20 protein-coding genes and 1 pseudogene are annotated in these 22,977 nt (G+C 64.1%); 7 read left to right on the top strand and 14 right to left on the bottom strand.

From position 1 onward, the window contains the following. Positions 1–106 precede the first annotated feature (106 nt). The 4 genes from A7A08_RS09680 to nadC all read left to right on the top strand — a co-directional run bounded on the left by A7A08_RS09680 (position 107) and on the right by nadC (position 5,098). Positions 107–1,243, top strand: a complete 1,137-nt coding sequence (locus A7A08_RS09680) for a PQQ-dependent sugar dehydrogenase (protein WP_069095267.1) — start codon at positions 107–109, stop codon at positions 1,241–1,243. Positions 1,244–1,471: 228 nt separating this feature from the next. Continuing rightward, on the top strand, positions 1,472–2,548 hold the full coding sequence (nadA, locus tag A7A08_RS09675) for a quinolinate synthase NadA (RefSeq protein WP_069095266.1): 1,077 nt from the start codon (positions 1,472–1,474) through the stop codon (positions 2,546–2,548). A 24-nt stretch (positions 2,549–2,572) separates the two neighbouring features. After that, positions 2,573–4,201: an L-aspartate oxidase gene (locus A7A08_RS09670; protein WP_083226637.1), complete on the top strand. Its 1,629-nt coding sequence runs from the start codon at positions 2,573–2,575 to the stop codon at positions 4,199–4,201. 24 nt (positions 4,202–4,225) lie between these two features. After that, positions 4,226–5,098: a carboxylating nicotinate-nucleotide diphosphorylase gene (gene nadC / locus A7A08_RS09665; protein ID WP_069095265.1), complete on the top strand. Its 873-nt coding sequence runs from the start codon at positions 4,226–4,228 to the stop codon at positions 5,096–5,098. Here nadC and A7A08_RS09660 read toward each other — a convergent pair. The 9 genes from A7A08_RS09660 to A7A08_RS09620 all read right to left on the bottom strand — a co-directional run bounded on the left by A7A08_RS09660 (position 5,052) and on the right by A7A08_RS09620 (position 15,117). Further along, positions 5,052–6,266 carry a cell wall hydrolase gene (locus A7A08_RS09660; protein ID WP_083226636.1) on the bottom strand — a complete coding sequence of 405 codons (1,215 nt, stop codon included), beginning with the start codon at positions 6,264–6,266 and terminating at the stop codon, positions 5,052–5,054. The genes nadC and A7A08_RS09660 overlap by 47 nt on opposite strands. A gap of 276 nt (positions 6,267–6,542) precedes the next feature. Then, positions 6,543–9,269: a pyruvate, phosphate dikinase gene (gene ppdK / locus A7A08_RS09655; protein WP_069095263.1), complete on the bottom strand. Its 2,727-nt coding sequence runs from the start codon at positions 9,267–9,269 to the stop codon at positions 6,543–6,545. A gap of 68 nt (positions 9,270–9,337) precedes the next feature. Beyond that, positions 9,338–9,757, bottom strand: coding sequence for a gamma-glutamylcyclotransferase family protein (locus A7A08_RS09650; protein WP_069095262.1), 420 nt, complete (start codon positions 9,755–9,757; stop codon positions 9,338–9,340). A 44-nt stretch (positions 9,758–9,801) separates the two neighbouring features. Next, a complete protein-coding gene (locus A7A08_RS09645) occupies positions 9,802–10,149 on the bottom strand; it encodes a c-type cytochrome (RefSeq protein WP_141693925.1) in 348 nt (115 codons plus the stop codon). A gap of 80 nt (positions 10,150–10,229) precedes the next feature. Next, positions 10,230–10,628 carry a hypothetical protein gene (locus A7A08_RS09640; protein WP_069095260.1) on the bottom strand — a complete coding sequence of 133 codons (399 nt, stop codon included), beginning with the start codon at positions 10,626–10,628 and terminating at the stop codon, positions 10,230–10,232. 100 nt (positions 10,629–10,728) lie between these two features. Next, positions 10,729–12,876 (bottom strand): glycine--tRNA ligase subunit beta, encoded by a 2,148-nt coding sequence (gene glyS, locus A7A08_RS09635; RefSeq protein WP_069095259.1) that lies wholly within the window; start codon positions 12,874–12,876, stop codon positions 10,729–10,731. After that, on the bottom strand, positions 12,873–13,808 hold the full coding sequence (locus A7A08_RS09630; protein ID WP_069095258.1) for a glycine--tRNA ligase subunit alpha: 936 nt from the start codon (positions 13,806–13,808) through the stop codon (positions 12,873–12,875). The genes glyS and A7A08_RS09630 overlap by 4 nt, the downstream gene beginning before the upstream one ends. Before the next feature lie 132 nt (positions 13,809–13,940). Continuing rightward, on the bottom strand, positions 13,941–14,156 hold the full coding sequence (locus A7A08_RS09625; protein WP_069095257.1) for a hypothetical protein: 216 nt from the start codon (positions 14,154–14,156) through the stop codon (positions 13,941–13,943). Between the two features lie 64 nt (positions 14,157–14,220). Next, the gene (locus A7A08_RS09620; protein WP_342586649.1) at positions 14,221–15,117 is read right to left on the bottom strand and encodes a S49 family peptidase; all 897 of its coding nucleotides are present in this window, start codon (positions 15,115–15,117) and stop codon (positions 14,221–14,223) included. 220 nt (positions 15,118–15,337) lie between these two features. Here A7A08_RS09620 and A7A08_RS16540 point away from each other — a divergent pair, with 220 nt between their 5' ends. Together A7A08_RS16540 and A7A08_RS09610 are read left to right on the top strand one after the other, a co-directional pair. Further along, complete coding sequence (locus tag A7A08_RS16540; RefSeq protein WP_208430608.1) at positions 15,338–15,622, top strand: hypothetical protein; 285 nt, start codon at positions 15,338–15,340, stop codon at positions 15,620–15,622. 245 nt (positions 15,623–15,867) lie between these two features. Beyond that, the gene (locus A7A08_RS09610) at positions 15,868–16,155 is read left to right on the top strand and encodes a hypothetical protein (protein WP_069095255.1); all 288 of its coding nucleotides are present in this window, start codon (positions 15,868–15,870) and stop codon (positions 16,153–16,155) included. Between the two features lie 159 nt (positions 16,156–16,314). Here A7A08_RS09610 and A7A08_RS09605 read toward each other — a convergent pair whose 3' ends face one another. Together A7A08_RS09605 and A7A08_RS09600 are read right to left on the bottom strand one after the other, a co-directional pair. Then, positions 16,315–17,112 (bottom strand): tRNA1(Val) (adenine(37)-N6)-methyltransferase, encoded by a 798-nt coding sequence (locus A7A08_RS09605; protein WP_069095254.1) that lies wholly within the window; start codon positions 17,110–17,112, stop codon positions 16,315–16,317. Then, positions 17,096–17,329 (bottom strand): putative signal transducing protein, encoded by a 234-nt coding sequence (locus tag A7A08_RS09600; protein WP_069095253.1) that lies wholly within the window; start codon positions 17,327–17,329, stop codon positions 17,096–17,098. Before A7A08_RS09600 ends, A7A08_RS09605 begins: the two co-directional genes overlap by 17 nt. Positions 17,330–17,459: 130 nt before the next feature. Here A7A08_RS09600 and A7A08_RS09595 point away from each other — a divergent pair, with 130 nt between their 5' ends. Continuing rightward, positions 17,460–18,476: a polyprenyl synthetase family protein gene (locus A7A08_RS09595; RefSeq protein ID WP_069095252.1), complete on the top strand. Its 1,017-nt coding sequence runs from the start codon at positions 17,460–17,462 to the stop codon at positions 18,474–18,476. An 18-nt stretch (positions 18,477–18,494) separates the two neighbouring features. On the opposite strand, the gene A7A08_RS09590 is transcribed toward A7A08_RS09595, so the two are convergent. The 3 genes and pseudogenes from A7A08_RS09590 to A7A08_RS09580 form a co-directional block, all read right to left on the bottom strand. Next, the gene (locus tag A7A08_RS09590) at positions 18,495–19,364 is read right to left on the bottom strand and encodes a 4-(cytidine 5'-diphospho)-2-C-methyl-D-erythritol kinase (RefSeq protein WP_069095251.1); all 870 of its coding nucleotides are present in this window, start codon (positions 19,362–19,364) and stop codon (positions 18,495–18,497) included. A gap of 50 nt (positions 19,365–19,414) precedes the next feature. Beyond that, a complete protein-coding gene (locus A7A08_RS09585; protein ID WP_083226634.1) occupies positions 19,415–21,211 on the bottom strand; it encodes a tetratricopeptide repeat protein in 1,797 nt (598 codons plus the stop codon). A 111-nt stretch (positions 21,212–21,322) separates the two neighbouring features. After that, positions 21,323–22,959: pseudogene (locus A7A08_RS09580) on the bottom strand (electron transfer flavoprotein-ubiquinone oxidoreductase). Positions 22,960–22,977: the final 18 nt, after the last annotated feature.

Here is a 22,977-nt window from a genome sequence, read left to right as displayed (position 1 = left end):
TATCTTCCGTTGCGTCACGCGAGGGCCACACCCGTCGTCCATGAACTTAAGAGCACCGGCGGCGTTTTGGGCAGGTGGCCACAAATTTCTTTCTAGAGAGTTCGATATGTCATTGAAGCCGATCCATTTTGCGGGCGCGCTGGCCGCTCTTTTGCTCCTCAGCCAGCCGGCTCTCGCGTTGAACGAAACGGTGAAGAGCGAGGCCGGTCCGATCGCGGTCGAGACCATCGCCCAGCTCAAGAGCCCCTGGGGCTTCGCCTTCCTGCCCGACGGCGAGGTGCTGGTGACCGAGAAGAACGGCGACCTGGTGAAGGTCTCCAAGGACGGCAAGGTCTCCGATCCCATCGAGGGTGTCCCGGAGGTTTGGGCCAACGGTCAGGGCGGGCTGCTGGATGTGGCGCTCGATCCCGAGTTCGAGACGAACAACTACATCTATCTGACCTACGCGGAGCCCGGCAAAGACGGCAAAGCCGGCACGGCGGCGGCCCGGGGCAAGCTGAAGGACGGCAAGCTCACCGACGTTGAAGTGATCTTCCGTCAGAAGCCCAAGATCAAAGGACCGAACCATTTCGGCTCCCGCCTCGCGTTCGCTCCGGACGGCAAGCTGTTCATCACCACGGGCGAGCGCTTCCAGTTCGATCCGGCGCAGGATCTGAAGACCGACCTCGGCAAGGTCATCCGCATCAACAAGGACGGTAGCGTGCCGGACGACAATCCTTTCGTTGGCGACGACAAGGCACTGCCGGAGATCTGGTCCTACGGTCACCGCAATGTGCAGGGCGCCGCCATCAAGCCCGACACGGGCGAGCTCTGGACCGTCGAACTCGGCCCCAAGGGCGGCGACGAGATCAACAAGCCGGAGGCCGGCAAGAACTACGGCTGGCCCGTGGTGAGCTGGGGCAACAATTACGACGACACGAAAATCCCGAATCCGCCGACCCATCCAGAGTTCGAAGACGCGGTGAAATACTGGAACCCGGTGATCTCGCCTTCGGGCTTCACCTTCTATACGGGCAAGGCGATTCCCGAGTGGGACGGCGATGCGCTGCTGGCAGGCATGTCGTCTTCCGCCATCATCCGGCTGACCTTCGACGGCGACAAGATCACCGGCGAGGAGCGGCTTGATATGGGGTCCCGCATTCGCGATGTCGGCCAAGGCCCCGATGGCGCCGTTTGGGCGCTCACCGACGGGACCGACGGCAAGCTGATCCGGCTGACGAAGGCAGACAAGACGGACGGCTAGACCTGCCAACCTTCCTGCGCCGTTCCTCTGGAAATCGGTTCGAACTGCTCTTATAGTCCGAAGTGAGATATCCATTCAGGGGGGCGGCGGAGGTGCTGCCCTTCGCCGGCACAGGGCCTGAAGACCTTGTGCCGGTAATTTAACGCCCTATATATACTCATAATGAGTATTACCTATCCCATTATGGGTCGTATCAATCAAGGGCATACCGAACGGAGAGTTCAGACCATGGCGGGGACACCTCAGGAAACGCACTCCCACGAGATTCTCAATCCGTATGAGGGTGCGCCGCTGCCTGACCATTTGATCCCGGAGCTTGCCTACACGCCTGAAGTGGAGCGCGAGACCGCGCATCTCTACGAGCGCGTGAAGCGGGTGATTCCGCCGATCGAATGGCCCGGCTTCGCCCCCTATGTGAAGGCGATCAACGACCTGAAGAAGCACCGGAACGCGGTGGTTCTGGCGCATAACTACATGACGCCGGAGATCTTCCATTGCGTGGCCGACGTGGTCGGCGACTCCCTGCAGCTTGCCCGCGAGGCGGCGAAGGCGGATGCCGACGTGATCGTGCAGTGCGGCGTGCACTTCATGGCCGAGACGTCCAAGCTCCTGAACCCCAACAAGACGGTGCTGATTCCCGACAGCAATGCAGGCTGTTCGCTGGCGGAATCGATCACGGGCGCCGATGTCCGCGCGCTCCGGGAAGCCTATCCCGGCGTACCGATCGTGACCTATGTGAACACCTCGGCCGAGGTTAAGGCGGAGTGCGATATTTGCTGCACCTCGTCCAACGCGGTGAAGGTCGTCGAGTCCATGGGCACGGACCGGGTGATCCTGATTCCCGACGAGTTCCTGGCGAAATACGTGGCCAGCAAGACCGACGTCCAGATCATCACCTGGAAGGGCCATTGCGAGGTGCACGAGCGCTTCACGGCAGAGGAGCTGCGCGCCTATCGGGAAGCCGATCCGGGGGTGAAGATCATTGCTCATCCCGAATGTCCGCCGGACGTCATCGGCGAGTCCGACTTCACCGGTTCGACGAGCGGCATGATCCAGTGGGTGCAGGACAACCAGCCGAGCAAGGTGCTGCTGGTGACCGAGTGCTCCATGAGCGACAACGTCGCTGTCGAGACGCCCGGCGTCGAGTTCGTGCGGCCGTGCAATCTCTGCCCGCATATGAAGCGCATAACCCTGCCGAAGATCCTCGACAGCCTGATCTTCCTGAAAGAGGAGGTCACGGTGCCCGAGGATGTTGCGGAGCCAGCGCGCCGGGCGGTCGAGCGCATGATCAACCTCAACAACTAGGCGCTTTGCGGCAGGAGACCTCTCATGAGCGATGCTGAAATGCGCAGATTGGGCACTCGCGCCCGCGGTACCGACGGCGGCATCGTGGTCGTCGGGGCCGGGCTTGCCGGCTTGTTCACGGCGCTGAAGCTGGCACCCTTGCCGGTCACCGTCGTCTCTGGCGCGCCGTTCGGCGAAGGGGGCTCCAGCTTTTGGGCCCAGGCCGGAATCGCGGCAGCCGTCGGCGAAGGCGACTCGCCGGAAGCCCATGCGGCCGACACGGTGGAAGCCGGCGCCGGCATCGTGGAAGACAGCATCGCGGAACTGATGGCGCGTGAAGCGCGGATGCGCGTCGAGGAGCTTCTCGAATACGGCGTCCCGTTCGACCGCGACCTCGAAGGCAAGCTCGCCCTTGGCCAGGAGGCGGCTCATACCAGCCGGCGTATCCTGCATGTGAAGGGCGACACCGCGGGCAAGGCGATCATGCAAGCGCTGATCGAGGCGGTGCGCGCCACGCCCTCCATCACGGTTATGGATGGGTGGAACGCGGGGGACCTCCTCCTCAGCGACGGCCGCGTGGCCGGCATCGCGCTGCACAGTGCGGATCAGAACCGGCCGAAGCGCCGTATCCTGCCTGCGCGCGCGGTGGTTCTCGCCACAGGCGGCGCGGGACAGCTCTACGCGGTGACGACGAACCCGGCGCAATCGAAAGGTGAAGGCGTGGCGGTGGCCGCGCGGGCCGGTGCGGTGATCGCCGATGCGGAGTTCGTCCAGTTCCATCCGACCGCGCTCGCCATCGGTGCCGACCCGGCGCCGCTGGCCACGGAGGCCTTGCGCGGCGAAGGCGCTCACCTGATCGACAAGTCCGGTAAGCGCTTCATGCGCGGCGTGCATCCCGATGCGGAGCTTGCGCCCCGGGATATCGTGGCCCGCGCAGTGCATCGTCAGGTGGTAAGCGGGGCCGGCGCGTTCCTCGATCTTCGTCCATTCGGGGCGACCCTCGCCAAGCGTTTCCCCACGGTGCACGCCTCCTGTCTGGCAGCGGGGATCGACCCGGCCGTCGAGCCGGTGCCGGTGGCCCCTGCGGCGCACTATCATATGGGCGGCGTGCTGACCGATGCCGACGGGCGGACCTCGGTCGACGGCCTTTGGGCGTGCGGCGAGGTTGCCTCTACGGGCGCCCATGGTGCCAACCGGCTTGCGTCGAACTCGCTGCTCGAGGCGGTCGTGTTCGGTGCCCGGGTTGCCGAGGACGTTTCGGCCACCATGCAGAATTACCGCGGCGATGCCGCGCCCGCCTTCGACTATGACGAGCCCGCGGCCCGGGACGATACGCGGCGCATTCGCCTGCTGCGCCAGACCATGGCGGCAAAGGCCGGCGTTGTGCGGGACGAGCAATCCCTGCGGGAGGTTCTCCGCGTTATCGCTGAGCTCGAGCGGAGCCATCCGGACCGGCCCCTGAAGAATATGCTGACCACCGCGAAGCTGATTGCCGCGGCGGCTTTTGCCCGGCATGAGAGCCGCGGCGCGCATTTCCGCAGCGATTACCCCGAAGCCAATCCGGCGCTGGCCAGGCGCAGTTTCTTCACCCTGGAGGAGGCGGATTCGGTCGCACGGGACGCGGTGGGCGGCGAAGAGGCGCGTCCCGGCGTTGTCACCGCGCTGCATGCTTAGGCGCCTGACGCACCGCACCTTTCCATGACATCTCCTCTCACCCTCCCCCCGCCCCTGGTCGCACAGCTGGTCAAGCTTGCGCTGTCCGAAGATCTCGGGCAGGCGGGCGACGTCACCACCGATGCCATCGTGCCGGAGAGCGCGCTGGGAAATGCCCGCATCGTGGCGCGGGAGAACGGCGTGATCGCAGGTCTCGAACTGGCTGAGGCCGCCTTCAAGGCCTTTGATCCGGAGCTTCACTTCAACCCGATCGTGGAGGACGGCGAGGCGGTCGCCGCCGGAGACGGCGTAGCCGACATTCACGGCAAGGCGCGGGCCATCCTCACCGGCGAGCGGGTCGCCCTGAATTTCCTGGGCCGGCTAAGTGGAATCGCCAGCCTCACCGCTCAGTTCGTGGAGCGGGTGGAAGGGACCGGCGCGACGATCATCGATACCCGGAAGACGACGCCCGGTCTGCGGGCGCTGGAGAAGTTCGCGGTGCTGGCCGGCGGCGGACGCAATCACCGCTTCGGCCTGTTCGACGCGGTGCTGGTGAAGGACAACCATATTGCCGAGGCCGGCGGTATCGAACCTGCACTGGCGGCAATCGAGCGCCATCTGGGAGAGAAAGCCGGGCGCAAATTGCGCATCGAGGTTGAGGTGGACCGGCTGGATCAGCTGGAAGAGGCGCTGACCCAACCCATCGACGCGGTGCTGCTGGACAATATGGATCCGGAGACGCTGAAAGAGGCTGTCCGGATGGTTCGCGAGCGGGCGCCGAAGGTTCAGACGGAGGCTTCAGGCGGCGTCACCCTGGAGACCGTCCGCGGGATCGCCGAGACCGGCGTCGATTTCATTTCGGTCGGCGCGCTCACTCACTCGCCGAGAAACCTAGACCTGTCGCTGGAGTGGCGTTAGGCGCGCCACCGGAAGACGATACGAGCGAGATGTTCGGGCTCGACGTTGTCGGCGTGGCGGAGGCCTGGTGGACGAGGGACGGCGTGAACACGCTGTTGATCTCCTCATCGCTGGCAACCTGCACGTCGCCGTGGGGCACGGTAACGACGTAAGGCTCCTCGTGGCGCTTCTTGTAGAAGATATGCGCGCCGATCTTGTCGATCTTGTTCATGCTGCGCGCCCAGCGGGGACGCACGTAGTTGGCATGATAGAAGGTCGAGTAATCGACCTCGGGCAGCCACACCTGATCGGTCGTGACCTGCTCGGCAAGTTCCTGAGCGAGGGTCCACTCGTCGTCATCATCCGGATTGTCGGATTTGCCGTCGCAAGTGAAGGAGAACTGGCAGCCCTTCTTGAACTGGCCCTGATAGACGACGCCGCAGACGGTGTCGGGGAATTTCGGGCTGCGTACCCGGTTCATCACGACTTGCGCTACGGCGAGCTGGCCGCGTACGGGCTCGCCACGGGCTTCGAAATAGATGGCGGTGGCGAGGCAGCGGCGCTCGCGGGCGCGGAATTCGGCTTCGGTCTCGCCCTTGTAGGAAACGCCCTCTTCCTTCTCCTCGAGGGGCTTCAATACGGCCCATTGCAGGAGCGCCATGCCGTCATAGCTGCGGCCGAAGGCGAACTCCTCTTCATCGAGGGTCGGGCGCATGAAGATGTCGGTGCCGCGGCCGTCGCTCAAGGGTCCCTTGAGAGCGACCTGGCTGAAGGTCTGGTTGAGGCGATCCGCCTTGGCGCTGCGGGTGATGGCGTCGGTGTTCACCAGGGCGCCGGATTTGAGACCGCCATCGCCGGTCAGCAGCGCAGCCACGATGGGCTTCTTGGGCGCGTAGGTGGTGGTGACCACTTCAAGATACTGATCGGCGCGGGGACCTTTGCCGAAGCTGCGGAACAGCGCCATGGCTTCGGGGGCCAGGGGCTCCGGGCGCTTGGCTTCATCGGTGATGGCGTTGGTGAGAGCCTTGACCGATCCCTTGCCGGACAAGAGCAACTCGATCTGGAAAGCGACCATATTGCCGGGGACGGCAGCGACATACGCCAGCCCCAGAAGAGGAATGCCCGCCAGGGCTCCCAGCACAACAGGTAAGACGGCCCGCTTTTTCCCGCCGCATGAGCGCTCGCTCATGGTCCCTCCAACTTAGTCCCCGTCAACTTCATCGGAGGTCTCGCCCGTCCCAAGGGCGCGACTCCTCTGGCCCGACTGTCGCCAAGATGCTCGGCGAGGCTGCAGGCTGAAGCGTCTCAAATTTTCCGGAGAGGGACGAAAAGCACGGCAGAATAAACTCTACGCGATACCCTCGACCGGTCTGCCCCGGATCCCGTCTTGCTTCCTCGTAACCTTGCCCAGAAGTTTGGGCAAAATGTGGTCAACAAGGTGTAAACACGTCTTCGCAAATTGTTATTAAGACTGGGTAAACACCGATCCCAATTTGGCCTGTGCAGCGGCAAGCCTCGCGATGGGGACGCGGTAGGGGGAGCAGGAAACGTAGTCCATCCCGAACTCTTCGCAGAAGCGGATGGTGGCGGGATCGCCGCCGTGCTCACCGCAGATCCCGACCTTCAGGCCCGGATGGGCCGCCCTGCCCCGCTCCAATCCGATGGCCATCAATTCCTGCACGCCTTCGTCGAGGGTCATGAACGGGTCGTGGCGGATAATGCCCTTGTCGGAATACTCGCCGAGAAAGCGCCCGGCATCGTCGCGTGAGAGGCCGAAGGTCGTCTGGGTGAGGTCGTTGGTGCCGAAGGAGAAGAAATCGGCGCTGAGGCCGATCTCGCCGGCGGCGAGGCAGGCGCGGGGCAGCTCCATCATGGTCCCCACCGTATAGTCGAGCTTCATGCCGCGCTCCTCGCCCACTTCGGCGGCGACGCGATCGACATGGGCGCGGACGATATCCAGCTCGGCTTTCAACGTGACGAGCGGGACCATGATCTCCGGCAAGACGGGCGCGCCGAGCTTCTCGCCGGCTTCGCAGGCCGCTTCGAAGATGGCGCGAGCCTGCATCTCGGCGATCTCAGGATAGCTCACGAGAAGCCGGGCGCCGCGATGACCGAGCATGGGATTGAACTCGCGCAGCGCCGCGACGCGGCGGGACAGACGCGCCTTGCTGATCCCCATGGCTTTGGCGATCTCGCCGATATGGGCCTCGTCGTGGGGGAGGAATTCGTGCAATGGCGGATCGAGCAGACGGATGGTGACCGGCTTGCCGGCCATCAACTCGAACAGGGCGACGAAATCCTCGCGCTGCATGGGCAGGAGCTTGGCCAGCGCTTCACGCCGGCCCTCGATATCCTCGGCGAGGATCATCTCGCGCATGACGGGGATGCGGTTTTCGTCGAAGAACATATGCTCGGTACGGCATAGACCGATACCCTCGGCCCCGAAATCCCGGGCTTGCGCGGCATCGAACTCACTGTCGGCGTTGGCGCGGATCTCCAAGCGCCGAATGTCGTCCGCCCAGCTCATGAGCGTCGCGAAGGCCTCGGACATCTCCGGCTGCCGCGTGGAGACGCGGCCCTTGATCACCTCGCCGCTCGAACCGTCCAGGGTGACGATATCGCCCTTGCGCAAGGTGACGCCGCCGGCGCTGAGGGTCTCCTTGTCGAGATCGATCTGGATTCTGGCTGCGCCCGAGACGCAAGGCCGGCCCATCCCGCGGGCGACCACGGCGGCGTGGCTGGTCATGCCGCCGCGGGTCGTGACGATGCCGGCGGCTGCATGCATTCCCTGGACGTCCTCGGGCGACGTCTCCACCCGGGCGAGGATCACCGTATGGCCCTGGGCGCGCAGGTGGACCGCCTCATCGGCATCAAAGACCAGCTCGCCGGAGGCCGCACCGGGAGAGGCGGCAAGGCCTCGACCGATCACTTCCTTCGGGGCATCGGGATCGATGGTCGGATGGAGAAGCTGGTCAAGCTGAGCCGGGTTGATGCTCGCGACCGCCTCCTCCCGGCTGATGACGCCTTCGGAGGCCATGTCCACGGCGATCTTCAGAGCCGCCGGCATGGTGCGCTTACCGTTGCGGGTCTGGAGCATCCACAGAGTGCCGTCCTCGACCGTGAACTCGATGTCCTGCATGTCGCGGAAATGGGCTTCGAGCTTGTCGCAAACCGCGCAGAGCTCGGCGAAGGTCTCCGGCATCGCCTCCTCGAGGGAATCGCGCCGGTCGTTGGACTGGCGCCTTGCCTCGGCTGTCAGGGATTGGGGCGTTCGCATGCCGGAAACGACGTCCTCACCCTGGGCGTTGATGAGGAACTCGCCATAAAGCTCCTTCTCGCCGGTCGAAGGATTGCGGGTGAAGGCAACGCCGGTGGCGCTCTTGTCGCCGCGGTTGCCGAAGACCATGGCTTGGATATTGACGGCCGTTCCCCACGCATCCGGAATATCGTGCAGGCGGCGATAGGCTATGGCGCGGGCGTTCTGCCAGGAGCCGAAGACGGCAGCGATGGCCCCCCAGAGCTGGTCGTGGAGGTTCTGGGGGAACGGCTCGCCGAGCTCCTTCTCCACAAGATCCTTGTAGCGGCGGATGATCTCCAGCCATTCCTCGGCGGTCAGATCGGTATCGAGATCGTAGCCCTTCATGTTCTTGAAGTGCTCGAGCTGCTCCTCGAACAGGTGGTTGTCGATCCCGAGCACCACGTCGCCATACATCTGGATGAAGCGGCGGTAGCTGTCGTAGGCGAAGCGGCGGTCGCCGAACCGGGCGGCGATGCCTTCGACTGTCTCGTCGTTGAGGCCGAGATTGAGAACCGTATCCATCATGCCCGGCATGGAGGCGCGCGAGCCGGAGCGGACGGACACGAGAAGCGGATCCTTGGGATCGCCGAAGCGGGAGCCGGTGGTCTGGCCGACCAGTTCGAGAGCCTCGTCCACCATGGGCTTCAGCTCTTCGGGGAGTGCGCGGCCCGCCTTGTAGTAGGCGCGGCAGACATCGGACGAGATGCTGAAGCCGGGCGGCACGGGCAGGCCGAGCCTGGACATCTCGGCAAGGTGCGCGCCCTTGCCGCCGAGGATGTTCTTCATCGCCGCGGAGCCGTCGGCGCGGCCTGCGCCGAAGGCGTAAACCCATTTGGGCGGTTCGGTGCTCTCCGGCTCTTGTTGGGTCACATGCTGGGTCACATGGGTATCCATATTCGAGGGAGCGGTTCTACTCCCCTGCCCGGCGGGAAACAATCAGCGCGATGGAATTGGTGAAGGGATCAGTCAACCCCGCTGAACTTCTTCAACCAGTCGCCATGAGGAATGCGCCGAGACGGGGGCGGCACCTCCACGAGCTCGTAGCTCCACGCAGATACATGCTCGCCGTCGCGTAGCCGCAGCTCGATCTCCACCCTGCGGTAGAGCCCGTCTTCCTCGATTTCCGCGATGCCTTCATAGGCATCCAGCGCCGCCAACAGGCGTGCATCTTCCGGCATGACGAACACCTCGCCGACGATGAACCCCGGATGGCGGGGATCGAAGACTGCGCCCGGGAAGCTGCCGAAATCGTAAAGAGCCCCACTTGCGGTGGCGGGGCCGATCCAGGTGGTCGCGGCATGGAGCTGAGCGGCCATGGGACCCTGGCTGCCGCGACGCAACGTGCCGTAGACAAAGAGATGGCGGGGCATGCCTTCCGGCATATCCGCCCCGCCATCCGATGTGCAAGCGATTCAGTCGCTAACCGCTAGTCGAAGTCGGGAGGCGGTGGCGCGCCACCGCTATCCTTGCCGCCTGCTTCGCCTCCGGACCCACCGCCGGATGCCGGATTGACGGTGCGGATCCAGGCGATGACCTTCCAGATATCGTCGGCGGAATTGATGTCAGCACCGCCCTTGGGAGGCATCGGACCGACGACGTTCTCGGAGCCCTTCCGCGAGGCGTTGTACTCCTTCTGGTAGCCGTCGGAGCCAAGGGTAATGAAGCGGAACAGGGTGTCGTCGTCGCTGCCATAGACCCAAACGTCGTTGGTCAGGGGCGGGCCCATGCCACCGCCGCCGGCGCCACCATGGCAACCGTTGCAGCCAAAGCCCATGAAGAGCTTATGGCCGGCGTCGGCGACCTTCTTGGGGTCGTCGGCATAGGGGCTCTTCAGCTTGCCTTTCTCGACGGATTTTATGACTTCGTCGGGCGCCTTATCGCCGCCGGATGCAGCGGCGTCGCCGCCTTCGCCGGAGGCGCCTTGGTATCGGCTTCCGTGTCCTCACCGGCCGCATCGTTGGGCTCGGGCGCGGCGGCGGAATCGTCGGGTGCAGCCGCGTCATCGGCGGCGGGCGCATCGTCGGATTGCGCCATCTCGACCGTGTCGTCCTCGACGACGGTATCGCCGGCCTGATCGGTCTCGGCGGTGATTTCCGTCTCGGTGGTCACGTCATCGTTCGCGGCTTGATCCGAGGTCGATTGTTCTTGGGTGGTCTCGTCGGCGTTGGCGGATTCATCCTCGTCCGGGCCGCAGGCGCTCGCCAGGCCTGCCGTCAGAACGAGGGCACAGATTGTCACGAAGGGTCGGTTCATAGGGCTTCCTCCTAACCGTGCTTTTGGGCCGTCCGCGCCGCCTTCCCATGGGCAAAATTCGGGCGCGGGGCAGCCTAGGCAGGAAGCTTAACGCAGAAGTTCAACCTTCGATCCGGGAAAAATCGGCAACGGTGAGGGTCGCCGCACGAATCCTGTTGAGGAGCTTGAGGCGGTTCTCCCGCAGTTTCCGGTCGTCTGCGTTGACGGTCACGTTGTCGAAAAAGGCATCGACGGGGGCGCGAAGCTGGGCGAGCGCCGTCATGGCGGCCTCGAAATCCTCGTTCTCGATGGCCGCCCGCGCGGCCTGCTCAACCTCCGTCAGCTTCGCTTCGAGGACGTTTTCTTCTTCTTTTTCAAAGAGCGTCGGGTCCGGCACACCGTCGAAGGTCTTACCGTCCTTCTTCTCCTCGATGCGCAAGATGTTGCTGGCGCGCTTGGTGCCGGCCAGCAGATTGGCGCCGTCCTCCGTCTGCAGGAACTTGCCCAGCGCCTCGACCCGGCGGACGATCATGAGGAGGTCGTCCTGGCCGCCCAAAGAAAAAACCGCATCGATGAGATCGTGGCGGGCGCCCTGATCGCGCAGATAAACCTTCAGCCGGTCGGCGAAGAAGTCGAGGAGGTCGAGATTATTCTTGCGGACCTTCTGACCGCCCCAGTTCGATAAGGCTTCTCCGACCGCGTTCGTCTCTTTACGCCGACGCGCGATTTCCTTGAAAGTTTCGACCGTCTGACCGGCTTGAAACTCAAGTGCTTTCATCAAAGAAAGCTTGATCCCGTTCTCCAACACGATGCGGATGACGCCCAGCGCTGCGCGGCGGAGCGCGAAGGGGTCCTTGGAGCCGGACGGTTTCTCGTCGATGGCCCAGAAGCCCACCAGCATGTCGAGCTTGTCGGCGAGCGCCACAGCGATTGCCGTGGGCTCTGTCGGCACATCGTCGCCTGCACCCACCGGCTTATAGTGAGCGCCGATGGCGTCGGCCACGTTGGGGTGCTCCTCCTGGTCGAGGGCGTAGTAGCGGCCCATGACGCCCTGAAGCTCCGGGAACTCTCCAACCATCTCCGAGGTCAGGTCGGACTTGCAGAGCATGGCGGCGCGCTCGGCCTCGTCGGCTTCGGCGTCCACCATCGGCGCGATCTCGCGGGCGAGCACGCGGATGCGCTGGATGCGGTCGTATTGGGTGCCGAGCTTTTCGTGGAAGACGACTTTCTGGAGTTCGCGAGTGCGATCTTCGAGGGGCACCTGGCGATCTTGGTCGAAGAAGAATTTCGCATCCGACAGGCGCGCCGCAATCACCCGCTCGTTGCCGGCGGTGATAGCCTTGCCGCCATCCTTGGCTTCGAGGTTGGCCACCAGGACGAAGCGGTTGGCGAGCTCGCCGAGGCCTTCCTTGCCCGGCGTGCGGACTGAGAAGCATTTCTGATGCGCCTTCATGGTCGAGGTCAGCACCTCGGGCGGCACCTCCAGGAAGCTCGCATCGAACTGGCCCAGGAGCGGGACCGGCCATTCGGTCAGACCTGCATTCTCGGCAACCAGCCCGGCATCGTCGACCAGAGCCAGGCCCTGGGACTCGGCGAGCTTCGTCGCGCCGTTCAGGATGATGTCGCGCCGTTCGCCTGAATCGAGGATGACCTTGGCCTTGCGGAGGCGCTTCTCGTAATCGGCGAAATCCTTCACCTTGAACGGCTCGGGCGCCATGAAGCGGTGGCCGCGAGTCTCGTCGCCGCTTTCGATGCCGTCGATCTCGAAGGTCACGACCTTGCCGTCGAACAGGCACAGGATCGAATGGAGCGGCCGGACCCAGCGGAGCTTGCCGGAACCCCAGCGCATGGATTTCGGCCAGGGGAAGTCGCGAACGATCTGCGGGATCGCCTCGGCGATGACGTCGGACGTGGCGCGGCCTTGTCTTTCGATTCTGGCGACGTAGAACTCGCCCTTCTTGTCGGACTGGATCTCCGCCTGATCGATGGATGAGAGGCCTGCCGATTTGAGGAAGCCTTCAACCGCCTTGTCGGGGGCGCCGACGCGGGGGCCTTTGCGCTCCTCGGAAACGTCGGGCGACGCCTGCGGCAGCCCCTCGATGACAAGGGTCAAGCGGCGTGGCGTCGCGAAGGTTCGCATCTCGGTGAATTCGAGACCCGCCGCGGCCAGGGCATCGCCGACGAGGCGCGCGAGGTCGCCTTCGGCTTTGGCCTGCATGCGTGCCGGGATCTCTTCGGAGAACAGCTCGAGAAGAAGCTCGCCGCTCATGACGCCCCTCCCGCTTCGGTCTTCAGCCAGGCCGCGCAGCACGCCTTGGCAAGATCGCGCACTTTCAGGATGTAGCCCTGGCGCTCGGTCACGGAGATCACGCCGCGCGCGTCCAGCAGATTGAAGATGTGGGAAGCCTTGATGCACTGGTCGTAGGCCGGGAGGACCAACTCGTGATGCTCACCGTGGGCACCCTTCTGAAGCAGCGACTGGCATTCCGCCTCGGCATCCTTGAAATGCTCGAAGAGGCGGGCGACGTCGGCGTACTCGAAATTGTGCCGGGAATATTCCTGCTCCGCCTGAAGGAAGACGTCGCCATAGGCGACCTTGGCGTCGCCCTCGCCGCCGTTGAAGTTCAAGTCGTAGACGTTGTCGACGCCCTGGACGTACATGGCGAGGCGCTCAAGCCCGTAGGTTAGCTCTCCCGAGACGGGCTCGCAGTCGAAGCCGCCGACCTGCTGGAAGTAGGTGAACTGGGAAACCTCCATGCCATCGCACCAGACCTCCCAACCGAGGCCCCATGCGCCCAGGGTCGGGCTCTCCCAGTCGTCCTCAACGAAACGGATGTCGTGGTTGAGCGGATCGATGCCGATGGCCTCAAGACTCTTCAGGTAGAGGTCCTGGAGATCGGCCGGCGACGGCTTCAGGATGACCTGAAATTGGTAGTAGTGCTGAAGCCGGTTCGGGTTCTCGCCATAGCGCCCGTCCTTCGGCCTGCGGCAAGGCTGCACATAGGCTGCTTTCCACGGCTTGGGCCCAAGAGACCGCAGCGTCGTGGCCGGATGGAAGGTCCCCGCCCCCATCTCCATGTCATAGGGCTGGAGGATAACGCAGCCCTTTCCGGCCCAGTAAGTCTCCAGGGTCAGGATCAGATCCTGAAAGGAGGTTTTCGGGCTGGGTGCGCTCGTCTTGGCAGGATGGCTTGCGGTCATTTGGACCTTGTGCGCCGAGGGGCAGGCGAATTGTGGGCCGCGAAATACGAAATCTCGCGCCACTCTATTTCGGATCGGAGCAGCAAGATCAAGGTCGGCGCACCGAATAAGGGGCCGATCCGGCGAAAAGGCTTAAGAAACGTCGGGGCGCTTGGGGCGGTAGATGCCCGTCGCGGGGTCGCGCTCCAGCGGCGTGGCCGTGGTGCGATCCCGGCTCTGCTCCTTGCGGTTCATGGCCTCCCGGACCTCCCGAAGATCGTCCGCCACCCGGCCCGAGGCGCCGCGCAGAAGCCTGCCGGCCAGGATCATGCCTGCACCGGTCACCAGGAGGAAGATCAGCTGGGGCATTTTTCAGAACCCGAATTCTAGAATCCGAATCTCGACCATAGGGATCGCGCCTCGAGAGCGGAGATCACATCACCGGCCAGGTCCTGTGGCAAGCCCCGCAATGAGGCGAAACCGTCGCCTGCCCCCACATGAGGCTTCTTGCGGAACCAGCCGGTTTTGGCCTGGACGAGCTTGAAACGCGTATCCTCGCCGAAAATTTCCCGCATGCGGTGCGCAAATCGCTGACGCCATCGATGAGGCCGAGCTCGGCGGCGCGCTTGCCTGACCAGAACTCGCCCGTGAACAGGCCATCGCCGTGGGACTCGATCTTGGCGCCGCGGCGCTGCTTCACGAGATCGGTGAAGGAGGCATGGACGTCGCGCTGGATGGATTTGATGCGCTCGACGTCCTCCTGCTTCTCCGGCTTGAATGCGTCGAGGGTCGTCTTGTTCTCGCCGGCGGTAATGACGCGGCGCTCGATGCCGAGGCGGTTGATCAGCTCGTGGAAACCGAAGCCGGCGGTGATCACCCCGATGGAGCCGACGATGGAGCTCTCCTCGGCGTAGATCTCGTCGCCGGCGAGGGCGATGAGATAGCCGCCCGATGCGGCCACGTCCTCGGCGAAGACGTAGACCTTGAGGTCGTTCTCCTTCGCGAGCGCACGCAGGCGCTTGAAGATAAGGGTCGATTGGACCGGCGACCCGCCGGGCGAGTTGATCTGCACCGCGACGGCCTTGGCGCCCTTCATGGTGAAGGCCTTCTCGATGGCGCCGGCCGTGGCCGACAGGGAGAGGCCCGGCTTCAGTGGCGTGACGGCGCCGATGGTGCCTTCGAAGCGCAGCACCGGAACGAGCGGTCCCTTGTGGAACCACTTCTCCGGAAGGAGGCGCTTGTACCAAGGGCGGGCGGCGCTTTCGCTGGGGCGGGTGACGGTATCGGAGGAAGGGGGAATGGCCGGCTCGGCGGGGGTGGGTGTTTCCATGGCGCTCAACGTATAGGCGGCAGCCGCTAAATCAAGGTCGCGCCCAGCCGGAAAGCGGCGCAAGGCGTGACAGGCCGTAAGGCTTGGTTAAGCGCATTCAACCTTGCCGTGCCTAGCACCCGTTCTTATTTGATATTCTCCAGCCCCGCTGGAAATGACGGGATGTGTGGCGGGTTAAGCCTTTCGCCGAGGAGCCGCGCGTCCTCATGGAGGAGAAAAGATGAGAAGGGTGTTGACCTTCGCTTTCGCCGCGGCCGTGCTCGCTCTGGCGTCGTTCACGCCAGTGAAGAGTGCGAATGCCGGGGTGGGCATCTATGTCGGTCCCGGATACGGATACGGTTACAACTATCCCTATCGATACCGGTATGGCGGCGCCTACCCTTACGCCTACTACCCCTATTGGAGACGGCCCTACTACGCTCCGCGCTCCTATTACGCCCCCCGGCCGTATTATCGAAATTACCGGCCGAACTATCGCTACAAGTATCGGCGCCGCTGGCGCTAAGCCGCTACGCCGATAACGCAAATCGAAAGCCGCTCCGGGAAACCGGGGCGGCTTTCTTCGTTTCCCGCGCCGGACTCTTCCAGCTGTACAGCCACATGCCGGCTCTACCTTCCAAACTGAACGCCGGATGAATGGCGGGCTCAGCTACGGTTCACAGCGATCTCCGTAAAACAGGTCTCATGAGCCCGACGGTTCGGTCGGGTGGGAAGACATCGGGCGCCGAGGCGCCCCTACGGAGGATCGCAATGTTGAAGCAAACGCTTTTCGGTGCCGCCGCTCTTGGCCTCGCCCTGGTCGCACCGCTCACGCTGGGCTCCACCGCCGCCAATGCGGGCGGGGTCTCCATCGAGATCGGCAATCGCTGGGACCGCGGACATCATTACGACCGGCGGCACTACGACCGCCGCGGCTATCACGGACGCTACAGTCACCACGACCATGACCGCCGGCATGCTTACCGCGACTATCACAACCATCGCTACGATCGCGGCTATGGCTACTGGGGACATCGCTACTACCGCAATTGGTGGTAGCCCCGAAGCGAGCGGGCACGCCATGAGCCCGCCCTGCCGCCGGCCCTAGCCTCACGCCGGCGACTCGCGAAGACCGCCGCCACGCCTCTCCCCAAAAATCGGCGGCGGTCTTCGTTCTCTTATTTCAGAAGCGATAACCAGTGCCCGAAACGGACTGGCTCAGCCCGCAACCGGGAGCGCCTCGCCGTGGCGAAGCACCGCTTCGGCCTGTTCGGTGTAGCGGCCATCCGCCTCGTGGAGCACGAGTCCCTGACGCAGCCGCAAGGGTCCGCGCCGTCCCTTCCGCCCCTGGATCAGGACCCGGCTTGCGGGTGCGCCCTGTTTCGGAAAGAGCGGATACAGCGTCAGGTCGCCGAACCGGCGTCCGAGCACGCCGACAAGCTCGGCGAGAGCGTCGGGGCGGTGGATCATGGTGAGGATGGCTTCCGGCGCCGCCATGGCCGCCAGGAAGCGAGCCCAATCTTCCAGCCCGCCCGGCGCCATGACATGGGCGTCCTCCCGTCCCTGGCCGGGCCGTACGGCTCCTTGCAGGTAGAACGGCGGATTGGCGATCAGCCTCTGATAGCTTCCCTGCTTCAGCCCGGCCTCGGCAAGGGTCTTTCCCGGCGCGGTGAGATCGGCCTCGATGACCTCGTAGCGCGCGGAAAAACCGTTCTCGGCGCCGTTCGCGCGGGCCAGTGCACAAGCGTCCGAGTTGCGTTCCACGGCAGTGACCGAGAGATTGGGGAATCGGGCCAGTAGACAAAGACCTGCCACGCCGCTGCCCGCACCGGCATCCAGCAGCCGCAAGGGACCGCGCTCCTGCTCGTCGAGCGCGGCGGCGGCGAGGAAGACGGCGTCTGTGCCCGAGCGATGGCCGGACACCGGCTGCACCGCCTCAATCAGGCCGCCGAGAAAGGCGTCGCGCGTGGTCTCGTCGCCGAAGGGGGCTGTGTCGGGTTCAGGATGTTCCGGCATCTTTGATCGCGTCCCCCACGCCGGCTTCTTCGAGGATGCGCCGCGCCTTGTTCATCTCGTCTTCCGCCACGAGGACCCGGCGCGGCAGAACGCCCAACGAGCCTTCCATGACGCTCATATTCGTATCCGCTACCATGAAATCGATATCGGCTTCCGATAGCAGGGTGCTGACAAAGGAGATCAGCACGGCGTCGTTGGTTCGCATCAGTTCCTTCATAGGGCCTCATCCCGTTGTCCCGGTCCTGCGGTATTTTTGCGCATCTTGAACCTTGGACCGGCACGTCCGAATATAGGACCTTACGAACGCATAAGTCTCTGGGCTCAGGAAAACTTTAGGAGTTATCGCATTGGGGGTCGTCGTCGAACTCGGCAAGGCGCGCAAGGCCGTTGGCAGCGCGAGTGCTCTCACCACACTGGTGGAGGAGGACATGGGCCGCGTGAACGCGATCATCATCGAGCGCGCCCGGTCCCACGTGGATCTGATCCCCGAGCTTGCCCGCCATCTAATCGATTCGGGCGGCAAGCGGTTGCGCCCGATGCTGACGCTGGCGTCGGCGAAGCTGTGCGACTACACAGGCTCCGGCCATGTGCATCTCGCGGCCAGCGTCGAGTTCATGCATACGGCAACCCTGCTCCATGACGACGTGGTCGACGAAAGCGAGCTGCGGCGCGGGAAGAAGACCGCGCGCATGCTCTGGGGCAACGAGGCGAGCGTGCTGGTCGGCGACTACCTGCTGGGCCAGGCCTTCAAGATGATGGTCGATGTGGGCTCGCTCGACGCCCTGCGCATCCTCTCCAATGCCGCGGCGACCATAGCGGAGGGCGAGGTGATGCAGCTCATCACCGCCAACAACACCGCGACGACCCAGGACGAATATCTCGCCGTTATCAACTGCAAGACCGCCGCCCTGTTCGCGGCGGCCTGCGAGGTCGGCGGCACGATCGCCGATAGGCCGAAATCAGAGACAGCGGCCTTGCGGGCCTATGGGCGCAATCTGGGGCTGGCTTTCCAGCTTATCGACGATGCGCTCGATTACTCCGGCCAGCAGGCGGATCTCGGTAAGTCCATCGGGGACGATTTCCGCGAAGGCAAGATCACCCTGCCGACGGTGCTCAGCTATCGCTGGGGCAACGAGGCGGAGCGCGACTTCTGGCGCCGCACCCTGCAGGACGGCGATATCCAGGACGGCGATCTGGAGCATGCGATCAGTCTGATCGAGCGCCGCGGCGCGGGTGAAGCGACGGTCGAGCGTGCGCGGGACTACGGCGCCATCGCACGGGACGCGCTCGCCATCTTCCCGGATTCGGACGCCAAGGAGGCGATGCTCGAGACGGTCGATTTCTGCGTCTCGCGGGCCTATTAGCCACCGTTCACTTCAAGCTTAGTCACCGATCGCCGTCGCCCTCACCCACCATTCGGGATGAGCCGCGGCGAGCGCGTCCGCCTGGCCTTGCGCCCTCTCCACATCTTCGAACAGCGCGAAGCAGGTCGGTCCGCTGCCGGAAAGGCGGACGCAGCTGGCGCCGTCCAGCGCTTCCAGAGCGTTCAAGACGTCTGCGATAGCCGGTGCGCGGGTTACGGCGGTCGCCTGCAGGTCGTTGCCCCTCGATTCGAGATGGCCGGCGAGACGGTCGAATGATCGGTCGAAGTCCAGGCGCACGATCGCCGGGACGAAATTGTCCGGCAATCGGGAGGCGCCGAGTCCTCCATAGATCTCCGCAGCCGAAAGCGGAACGCCCGGGTTCGCCATGACGATTCCGGCGCGCGGCAGGCCTTGGACTGGGGTCAGCTGTTCTCCGCGGCCTTGCATCAACACCGTCTCGCTTCTCAGGCAGGCGAGGATGTCCGACCCCAGGGCATTGGCGATTGTCTCGGCGATGTTGTTGGTGAGCCGCTCAGGTTCGACGCGCATGAGCAGCCGGAGGAACGCTGCCGCATCGGCGGATCCGCCGCCCAGCCCCGCCGCGACGGGAAGCTCCTTCTCCAGTCCGATCCGGCCGGTCGACAGTCCCGGAACGTGGCCGGCCGCGGCACGCGAGACGCGCTCCAGGAGATTGTCGCCATCGATCGCAGAGGCGAACGGCCCCGTTACGTCGAGCACGGGCGCGTCGCCTGCTTCCAGCGATAGCTCGTCTCCGAGATCGGCGAAAGCGACCAGGCTCTCCAACTCGTGGTAGCCGTCGGCCCGACGGCCGTGGACGAGCAGGGTGAGGTTGAGCTTCGCCCGTGCGGGTTCGGTGAGGAGGCTCATAAGACCTTGTCGGCAAACTTGAGGACGAAGCGGCCGTTCCGGGCCGCCTGCTATTGCGCGGTCGGAGCGTCGTCCGGCTTGGCCCGCTCGGCAGCCTTGGTTTTCGGCTGGTCTTCCAGGCCGTCCGCCAGCTTCTGCCGGATCTTCTTGGCGTCCGCTTCTTCGGGCTTCAGCTCCAGGGCCTGCTGCCACTGATATTTTGCCTCGAGCTTGCGGCCCACCCGCCAGTAAACGTCACCCAGATGATCGTTGATGATCGGATCGTTGGGCTCCAGCTCGACAGCACGCTCAAGCTGCTTCACCGCCGCGTCGAGATTGCCGAGGCGGTAATAGGCCCAGCCCAGGCTATCGACGTAATAGCCGTCGTCGGGCTTAAGTTTCACGGCCTTACGGATGTAATCCATGGCGGTCTTCAGATTGGTTTTCTGATCGACCCAGGTGTAGCCGAGATAATTGAGGACCAGGGACTCCTCGGGCTTGAGATCGAGCGCCTGCTTCAAATCCTTCTCCGCCTTGGGCCATTCCTTCAGCCGCTCATGGCAGACGCCGCGGGAATAGAAGATCGACCAGTGCTGCTCCTGAGGCTCGTCGATCAAAGCGATGGCCTTGTCGTAGTAGGGCAGCGCTTCCTTGTAGCGCTCATGGGAGCGGAGGATATTGCCGAGGGCGTCCAGTGGCCGGATATCGTCCGGATATGCCTTGATGAGATTCTCGAGGGTCGCTTGCGCCTCATCGACGCGCTCGAGACCGTTCAGGGCGAAGGCCTTCTGGATCTGAACGTTGAGCCACAGAGGCGAATCCTTGCTCACCTGATCGAAGGCGCGAAGCTCAAGATCGTATTTCTCGGCATTGTCGTAGGCTTCCGCCAGAGCGACATAGGCTAGGTCGAGATCTGGCTTCATGTAGATGCCGAACTGGAGGAAGACGAGGCCGAGATCGAGGCCTCCTTCGCCGGCCAGCGCATCGCCGATGCCGTAATAGACCTCGGCCAAGCCCTCATTGGTGTTCTCGGCGACGAGCGGCGGCGTCTCGCCCGCCTCGATCCGCTCCAGCAGACCTTCGGTGATCGGGTGCTTGGCGGCGGCTTCCATATTCGTCTTGAGAATCGTGATCGCCTTGTCGCGCTTGCCGTTCTTCGCAAGATGCCGGGCGTAGGCCTCGGCCACTCGGATCGTGCCGGGGCTCGACGCGAAGGCCTCCGCATAGGCGCGCTCGGCCACCTTTGGCCGGCCCGCGACATCGGCGATCAAGGCGCGGTGATAGCGCTGATAGAACTGCGCCCAGCTCGCGCTGCTCAGACCGTCGAGAGTGGAGAGGGCCTTGTCGGTGTTGCCGCGTGCCTGCTCGACCCATGCCCGGGAAAGCGTCGAGGCGAGATCGGCGATGGGGCCTTGCCGGGCTGAGGCGAAGTCCTTCTCGGCCTCATCGTAATTGCCTTCCTTGGCGGCGTTCAGGCCAAGCAGGAAGCGCGCGATGCGATGAGTGGGATCGGTGTCGATCAGCCGGTTGCCGAGAGTGACGGCACGGTTCCAGTCGCCATTAGCGACTTCCAGCAGAAAGGCCTGCTCAAGCAGAACCACGTTGTCCGGGTCCTCATCGAGCGCCTTGGCGTAATACTCCGCGGCCGTGTCGATATCGTGCTCGTTGCGGGCGACCCGCCCCGAGAGATAGTTGCCGAGCAGCGTGCCCTTCGCGGCCGTCTCGCCGTTCTCGGCGCCGACCTCCGAATAGGCGGCGGGCGCCGCGAGAAACACGATGAGCAGGGACAGCAGGGACCAACGCAGAATGGGCCGCTCGGCCAGCTCTAACATCGCGTGGCGCTTGGTCTCGGTGCTCGGCTTCGGCATGCGGCGTCTCCGGCTGTGATTGAACGCAATTAGCCCCGGCTTCGGGTTTAAGGGTTTTGCCGCCGCCTGAAAACTTAAAAGCGCTTAACGAAGAAGGCCTTGCCGTCGCGCCTACATATTGGCGTAGGTCGGGCCGTCACCACCTTCCGGCGGTACCCAATTGATATTCTGCGCCGGGTCCTTGATATCGCAGGTCTTACAGTGGACGCAGTTCTGGGCATTGATCTGGAAGCGCTTCTCGCCGCCTTCCTCGATCACTTCGTAGACCTGGGCCGGACAGTAGCGCTGCGCCGGCTCGGCATATTCCGGCAGATTGTCCTGGATCGGAATCGCGGGGTCGCCCAGCTTCAGATGCACGGGCTGGTCCTCGGCGTGATTCGTGCCTGACAGGAAGACCGAGGACAGAATATCGAAGGTCAGCTCGTTGTCGGGCTTCGGGTATTCGATCGGCTTCGCCTTGTCCGCATGCTTCAAAGTGGCGAAGTCGGGCTTCAGATGCTTCAGGGTGTGCTTGAGGAACGGCATGAGGGTATTGGCCCACATATCGAGCCCGCCCAGCATGATGCCGAGTTTGGTGCCGTAGCGCGACCAGAGCGGCTTCACGTTGCGGACAGGCGTCAGATCCTTGGCGATGTCGCCGGTACGGACCTTTTCCTCGTAGGCGGTCAACTCGTCGTGGCTGCGCTCCTCGCCGATGGCGTCGAAGACGGCTTCCGCCGCCGCCATGCCGGACAGCATGGCGTTATGGCTGCCCTTGATGCGGGGCACGTTCATGAAGCCGGCCGCGCAGCCGAGCAGCGCGCCGCCGGGAAAGGTCAATTTCGGGATCGCCTGCAGGCCGCCCTCAGTCAGCGCGCGGGCGCCGTAGGAGATGCGCTTGCCCCCCTCCAGATGCTTTTTGATGGCGGGATGTGTCTTGGCCCGCTGGAATTCCTTGAAGGGATGCAAATAGGGGTTGGCGTAGTGAGATGCATGACGAAGCCGACGGACACCAGATTGTCCCCGAAATGGTAGAGGAACGTGCCGCCGCCAGTGTGGTCGTCGAGGGGCCACCCCATGGTGTGCTGCACCAGGCCCGGCTTGTGCTTCTCTGCGGGAATTTCCCAAAGCTCCTTCAGGCCGATGCCGTATTTCTGCGGACCGCTTTCGTGGTTCAGTTCGAAGCGGCTGATGACCTCTTTGCTGAGCGAGCCGCGTGCGCCCTCGGCCAGGAGCGTGTACTTGCCGGTGAGCGCGATGCCCGGAGTGTAGCTATCCTTCTTCTCACCGTCGCGGCCGATGCCCATGTCTCCGGTGATGACGCCCTTCACCTCGCCGTCGTCGCCATAGATGGCGCCCGTCACGGCGATGCCGGGATACACCTCAACACCAAGCGCCTCGGCCTGCTCGCCCAGCCATTTGCAGAGCGCGCCGAGACTCCCGGTATAGCAGTGATGGTTGTTCATCAGCGGCGGGTTCAGGAGGGTGGGGATACCGAAGCTGCCGCTCTCCGACGACAGATAATAGAACTTGTCGTCGCTCACCTTCGTGGTGAGCGGGCAATCCTGATCGCGCCAATCGGGAATCAGCTTGTCGAGGCCGATGGGATCCATCACGAGGCCGGAGAGGATATGCGCCCCGACTTCGGCGCCCTTCTCCAAGACGACTACGTTCAGGTCCTGGTCCTTTTCCGCCGCCAGCTGTTTCAGACGGATCGCCGCGGCCAGACCCGCGGGGCCGGCGCCGACGATCACAACATCGAACTCCATTGTCTCGCGTTCAGCCTC

The organism is Methyloligella halotolerans, assembly GCF_001708935.1.
In the GTDB taxonomy this organism is placed as follows: Bacteria; Pseudomonadota; Alphaproteobacteria; order Rhizobiales; family Methyloligellaceae; genus Methyloligella; species Methyloligella halotolerans.
Note: the sequence above shows the minus strand (reverse complement) of the source record. Positions and strands in the feature narration are given on the sequence as shown.

Bases quoted from the DNA above. Each gene is read 5' to 3' on its own strand.
- A7A08_RS09650 (WP_069095262.1), bottom strand. From the start codon at position 9,757: ATGCCGGAAGGCATGCCCCGCCATCTCTTTGTCTACGGCACGTTGCGT.
- A7A08_RS09630 (WP_069095258.1), bottom strand. From the start codon at position 13,808: ATGACCGCAAGCCATCCTGCCAAGACGAGCGCACCCAGCCCGAAAACC.
- A7A08_RS09645 (WP_141693925.1), bottom strand. From the start codon at position 10,149: ATGGGCTTTGGCTGCAACGGTTGCCATGGTGGCGCCGGCGGCGGTGGC.
- A7A08_RS09640 (WP_069095260.1), bottom strand. From the start codon at position 10,628: ATGAACCGACCCTTCGTGACAATCTGTGCCCTCGTTCTGACGGCAGGC.
- A7A08_RS09670 (WP_083226637.1), top strand. From the start codon at position 2,573: ATGAGCGATGCTGAAATGCGCAGATTGGGCACTCGCGCCCGCGGTACC.
- A7A08_RS16540 (WP_208430608.1), top strand. From the start codon at position 15,338: ATGAGAAGGGTGTTGACCTTCGCTTTCGCCGCGGCCGTGCTCGCTCTG.
- A7A08_RS09590 (WP_069095251.1), bottom strand. From the start codon at position 19,364: ATGAGCCTCCTCACCGAACCCGCACGGGCGAAGCTCAACCTCACCCTG.
- A7A08_RS09600 (WP_069095253.1), bottom strand. From the start codon at position 17,329: ATGAAGGAACTGATGCGAACCAACGACGCCGTGCTGATCTCCTTTGTC.
- ppdK (WP_069095263.1), bottom strand. From the start codon at position 9,269: ATGGATACCCATGTGACCCAGCATGTGACCCAACAAGAGCCGGAGAGC.
- A7A08_RS09660 (WP_083226636.1), bottom strand. From the start codon at position 6,266: ATGAGCGAGCGCTCATGCGGCGGGAAAAAGCGGGCCGTCTTACCTGTT.
- nadA (WP_069095266.1), top strand. From the start codon at position 1,472: ATGGCGGGGACACCTCAGGAAACGCACTCCCACGAGATTCTCAATCCG.
- nadC (WP_069095265.1), top strand. From the start codon at position 4,226: ATGACATCTCCTCTCACCCTCCCCCCGCCCCTGGTCGCACAGCTGGTC.
- A7A08_RS09680 (WP_069095267.1), top strand. From the start codon at position 107: ATGTCATTGAAGCCGATCCATTTTGCGGGCGCGCTGGCCGCTCTTTTG.
- A7A08_RS09605 (WP_069095254.1), bottom strand. From the start codon at position 17,112: ATGCCGGAACATCCTGAACCCGACACAGCCCCCTTCGGCGACGAGACC.
- A7A08_RS09585 (WP_083226634.1), bottom strand. From the start codon at position 21,211: ATGCCGAAGCCGAGCACCGAGACCAAGCGCCACGCGATGTTAGAGCTG.
- A7A08_RS09610 (WP_069095255.1), top strand. From the start codon at position 15,868: ATGTTGAAGCAAACGCTTTTCGGTGCCGCCGCTCTTGGCCTCGCCCTG.
- A7A08_RS09625 (WP_069095257.1), bottom strand. From the start codon at position 14,156: ATGCCCCAGCTGATCTTCCTCCTGGTGACCGGTGCAGGCATGATCCTG.
- glyS (WP_069095259.1), bottom strand. From the start codon at position 12,876: ATGAGCGGCGAGCTTCTTCTCGAGCTGTTCTCCGAAGAGATCCCGGCA.
- A7A08_RS09620 (WP_342586649.1), bottom strand. From the start codon at position 15,117: ATGGAAACACCCACCCCCGCCGAGCCGGCCATTCCCCCTTCCTCCGAT.